Genomic DNA, 4465 nt, shown 5'->3' with positions numbered 1-4465 from the left:
CATTGGGAGATATGTCACCAAGGGAATACAAAGACCGTTTCGGGGAGGAATTCCTCCCCGAAACAAACATTATTAATGAAAAATTGTTGAATTTAGAGTTATCCTAAAAAGGGGAAGGCTACAAAAACCTATATCACATTTTTTGAACTATTCATCAATTACCATAAGGACAAGGAATTAAGAGGATTGAACGAACAAGATATTAGGACATTTCTCCAAAGCCTAATTTAGAAAAAGCATTCAAACTCATATGTAAACCAAGCTATCAATGCCAAATTTTATTATGAAGCCGTTTTAGGTATGCCCAATCTTTTATGAAATTGAAAGGCCTCGAAAAGAATCTAAGCTTCCAAAGGTAATCTCAAAGGAAGAAGTCTCGTCCATTATTGAAAACACCAATAACATCAAACATAAATGTATTGTACAGTTGCTACATAGTTCGGGCTTAAGGCGCAGTGAACTGTTGAACTTGAAAATCAAGGATATTGACAGCGTACGAATGCTGGTCCGCGTCGAAGGTTCAAAAGGTAACAAGGATAGACTTACCTTATTGTCCAAAACTGCTCTTAAAGATTTAATGAGGTCTATAAGAAATACGAGCCCCAACTATATTTATTTGAGGGGAAGAAAGGAATTAAATATAGCGGTGCCAGCGTTTTGAAAATTGTAAAAACAGCTGCTGAAAAGGCACAAGTGAGAACAACAGTTACACCACATGTATTGCGACATAGTTTTGCAACACATTTGTTGGAATCTGGCACAGATTTAAGACAATTACAGGTTCTATTAGGTCATGGTTCGACCAAAACGACCGAAATATATACCCATGTTGCTACAAACACTTTCGAAACCATTAAAAATCTACTAGATTAGCAATACCAAAAAAGGAATAAACGTACCTTGGTACGTTTAGCCAATTGTTAGGCACAATTACCAATAAAATGACAAAAGAGGAAAAACTGAACAAAATACTTAGCTGGTACTCTGAGGTAAATGAAGAAGAAACCAAATACCTTGCTAGGCAGGAGAACTTTCTTCAAGTTGATGAAATTGAGAAGTTAATAGGCGAAGTTATTCCGAAAGATATTAGAGACTTGTTCGAAAAATATGATGGAGAATCTGGAAATGGATACGGTTCATTTTTTGGACATTCATTTGTTAGTCTTAGTGAAATGAAAAGCAGTCTTGATTTTGCTAAAACACAAGTAAAACCTGAAAAACCAAAAATTTCTAACCCAGAAAAGTCAAATGTCTTAATTGAGCGGATTATCCAACTCGTAGTTAATGAACTTCCTTTAAAGAAGAAACTAGGATTTATCAAACCCAAATGGCACAAAGTGGAATTTGAAAGTGGACCTAGTTCAATGGGAGGCCCATATTTTTATTCAAATAAGGATACTTCTGATAAAGAACGTGAGATAGTAAAATTGAGCAATGAAACGCGAAAGCAAATTTCACAATTCACGAAAGAACTTCACGATATTGAGATTCAGGAATATAATTGGGATAATCTTGAGATTATAGCATATGGAGATGGACAGCATAAAATTGATAGGACATTCTATGATTTTGATAATACTTTACCATTAACATCAACTCCAGACGGAGCAATTAAAAAGAAATATTTCCACATCAAATGGATTCCATTGATATCAGATTTTGGAGGAAATTATATTGGGATTGATTTAGACCCTGATTCAAATGGAACAAAGGAGCAAGTAATTATCTTCGGAAGAGATGAAGAAGATATGATTGTTTTGGCTAACTCTTGGGGTGAATTTCTAGATTGGAATCTTGATTTGATTGAGAAAGAGGGAAAAAAGTTGAGAAGTGAAAGCCATTTACACGATATATATAAACAAATAAAAAGTGCCTAACACTGTATAACAAATCATTGCACCCTTCGGGATGCAACGCTTGTTATACTCAACGTTGTGCTACATTATGAAAAAACTTCTGCTAACAACATTAACTACCCTTTTCACAAGCTTAATTTTTGCTTGTAGTTGCGAATATGGTGGGAATTTTTTGCATGTAGCCAAAAATTCTGAAACGATTGTTAAAGCGAAAATAATTGAACACGTTTATCATACTAAAGACGGAAAAAGATACACAGACCATAACGAATTTGTAGCCTCTCAAATCTATAACAATTTTGACCCGCATTATGGAACAGGAGAATCAATAAAAATTGAAATTCTTGAATTGATTCGCGGAACTGAAAAAAGGAAAGTAATTGAAATATTTAGTACAGATGGAGCTGATTGTAGAGCAAGTACGGGTGGATTTGAAAAGGGCAAAATCTATATTATGTCAATATATCAACCTAAAAGACCTGAACCCAAATTACCAAATGAAACGGATTCTGATTATGCGATTGGTGGTTGTTCGGAAAATTGGGTTGAATATCTGCCTGAAACGAATGAAATTTTTGGATTAATAAAAGGAAAATCTTATCGCAGAAAAGCCAGAGAATATTCCTATGACAAACTGATTAAAAAAATAACGTAGCACAACAATGTATAACCGCAATTACGGCGGATTCGACTACGTCCGAATCCACTCGGAATTGCTAAAGTCAGTGCTAAACCGATAATAATCGCCAATTTAACCCGTAACTGACGGTTATACGAGACCGTTGGCAAACATTTAAGAAAAACCGAAATCCAAATTAAAAAAAAGACATTTAATAATAATTTCGATTTTACTAATTATACTTTCCTTTTGGTTCGGAATGAAAGTAGAACGTGAATTTGCAAGTTGGGATGAAATTGGAAAACCAGTATTTGAAAGGGAACAAATTTACTTTCCGAATAAAAAAAGCTCTCTATATTTGAAAAGTAAAAATTGGGGATTAACGGCTGACCATAAAATTTCTGTGATTTCAACAAAAGGAGAAATGGAATTTCAACCTGACTCAATATCGGAATATATTTTTCACGAATTTGGTGGAATAATATACAAAACGGAAAATGATACGCTGAAAATCTACTCAACGCAAAAACCAAAAATCCCACCGAAATTTGAATCTGAAATTAAAGTGGAAATAATAGAAATTAAGCATAATCCTGAATGGATTAAACTGAATAATAAAATAAAAAACGATTTGCCAACACCGTACAAAAATAATTGCGGCTTAGTGCTTAATCAAAGGTAGTTGCGTGTTTGTAACGTCTGATTTTCCTTCGGAAAATCCTCGCATACTAACCCGCAACTATCCTTATACATAAACGTTGGCAATAATTGAAAACATGAAATTTGAACCCAAAACTACTGACTTCAAGAAGAAAGTTGAACAAAGCTTCTATCGGCAAAAGTTTATGGAGTTAATCAGTGCCAAACTTATTGACATAAAACCAGGTTTTTGTGAGATTCAAATACCATATGACCCTACCTTAACTCAGCAACATGATTTTTTCCATGCCGGCATAATAAGCACAATAGCGGACAATGCTGCTGGGTATGCTGGCTTTTCATTAATGGAAGAAAATTCGTCTATACTTACGGTTGAATTTAAATTGAATCTTATATCTCCTGGTGACGGAGAATTATTAATTGGCAGGTCTAACGTCTTAAAAAATGGAAGAACCTTAACCATATGCAGATCAGAAGTATTTATAGTAAAGAATGGTGAAGAAAAACTTTGTGCTGCTTCTCAGTCGACTTTAATTGAATTAAAAAATAAACCGGACGAGAAGTAAACTATAGCCAACAACAAATAGACGCCATTAAAACAGGCATTTATTAAAAACGTTGGCATTAATAATATAGTAGAAACAACAAATTAAAAATAGTAATTATGAATGAAAAATTAGAAAAAGAGGAAATCCTAAAAGAAGAAAAAATAGGATTCCTCAAATCAAAGTTGAACCTTATGCAAGGAATACTTTATCTAACGCCTAATAGACTCGTATTAGATGCACATAAAACTGGTGTTGGTGGATTCGGTATTTTGGGAGCGTTACTAAAAAGGAAAGTTGAAAAGAAAAGTTTTGGATTTAGTCTTGATTTTAAAGACATAAAAAAAATAGCACAAGGGAAACACGGTGTACAAAAAAATGTCTTAGAGATTACGGATAATCAAAATAAAACATTTAGAATCATGGTAAAAAATTATCAAGAGTGGGAAAATGAATTGAATCAGAAGTTATAGTCTTTGAATTTGAATGATAAAAAGATACTACTGCCTGTGTAGCCTTCCCCAAAAATATGACAGTTTAAAATTCAGATTTTCTAACTTTAAATTTTAACTGTCAGATGAAGAAAAGCAAGTTTACCAAGGGCCAGATCATCAAGGCTCTGAAAGAGAACAAAGAGGGCCGCAAGGTGGGTGATATATCCCGTGAGATGGGCATTGACACCAGCACTTTTTATTATTGGAGGAAGAAGTACGGGGGGGCATGGAGGTTGCCCACATGAAGCGTTTGAAGGAGCTGGAGGAGGAGAACCGTAAGCTCAAGCAGAT

Annotated in this window: 5 protein-coding genes and 2 pseudogenes; all 7 read left to right on the top strand. The window is 34.3% G+C overall.

All coding sequences use genetic code 11. The features are described 5' to 3' along the window. Positions 1-123 precede the first annotated feature (123 nt). Positions 124-873: pseudogene (locus FGG15_RS20015) on the top strand (tyrosine-type recombinase/integrase); the annotation flags it as partial. 68 nt (positions 874-941) lie between these two features. Next, positions 942-1877, top strand: coding sequence for an SMI1/KNR4 family protein (locus tag FGG15_RS20010; protein ID WP_138839550.1), 936 nt, complete (start codon positions 942-944; stop codon positions 1875-1877). Between the two features lie 67 nt (positions 1878-1944). Beyond that, positions 1945-2511, top strand: a complete 567-nt coding sequence (locus FGG15_RS20005) for a hypothetical protein (RefSeq protein ID WP_138839549.1) — start codon at positions 1945-1947, stop codon at positions 2509-2511. A gap of 223 nt (positions 2512-2734) precedes the next feature. Continuing rightward, positions 2735-3157 (top strand): hypothetical protein, encoded by a 423-nt coding sequence (locus tag FGG15_RS20000; protein ID WP_138839548.1) that lies wholly within the window; start codon positions 2735-2737, stop codon positions 3155-3157. 94 nt (positions 3158-3251) lie between these two features. After that, the gene (locus FGG15_RS19995; protein WP_138839547.1) at positions 3252-3701 is read left to right on the top strand and encodes a PaaI family thioesterase; all 450 of its coding nucleotides are present in this window, start codon (positions 3252-3254) and stop codon (positions 3699-3701) included. A gap of 98 nt (positions 3702-3799) precedes the next feature. Beyond that, positions 3800-4153, top strand: coding sequence for a hypothetical protein (locus FGG15_RS19990; protein ID WP_138839546.1), 354 nt, complete (start codon positions 3800-3802; stop codon positions 4151-4153). 104 nt (positions 4154-4257) lie between these two features. Next, positions 4258-4465 (top strand): annotated as a pseudogene (locus FGG15_RS19985) (transposase); the annotation flags it as partial.

The organism is Flagellimonas algicola, from assembly GCF_005937185.1.
In the GTDB taxonomy this organism is placed as follows: Bacteria; Bacteroidota; Bacteroidia; order Flavobacteriales; family Flavobacteriaceae; genus Flagellimonas; species Flagellimonas algicola.
The sequence above is the reverse complement of the archived record's forward strand: the minus strand, read 5'-3'. Positions and strand labels throughout refer to the sequence as shown.

Coding starts and splice junctions, on each gene's coding strand:
- FGG15_RS19990 (WP_138839546.1), top strand. CDS start 3,800: ATGAATGAAAAATTAGAAAAAGAGGAAATCCTAAAAGAAGAAAAAATA.
- FGG15_RS20000 (WP_138839548.1), top strand. CDS start 2,735: ATGAAAGTAGAACGTGAATTTGCAAGTTGGGATGAAATTGGAAAACCA.
- FGG15_RS19995 (WP_138839547.1), top strand. CDS start 3,252: ATGAAATTTGAACCCAAAACTACTGACTTCAAGAAGAAAGTTGAACAA.
- FGG15_RS20005 (WP_138839549.1), top strand. CDS start 1,945: ATGAAAAAACTTCTGCTAACAACATTAACTACCCTTTTCACAAGCTTA.
- FGG15_RS20010 (WP_138839550.1), top strand. CDS start 942: ATGACAAAAGAGGAAAAACTGAACAAAATACTTAGCTGGTACTCTGAG.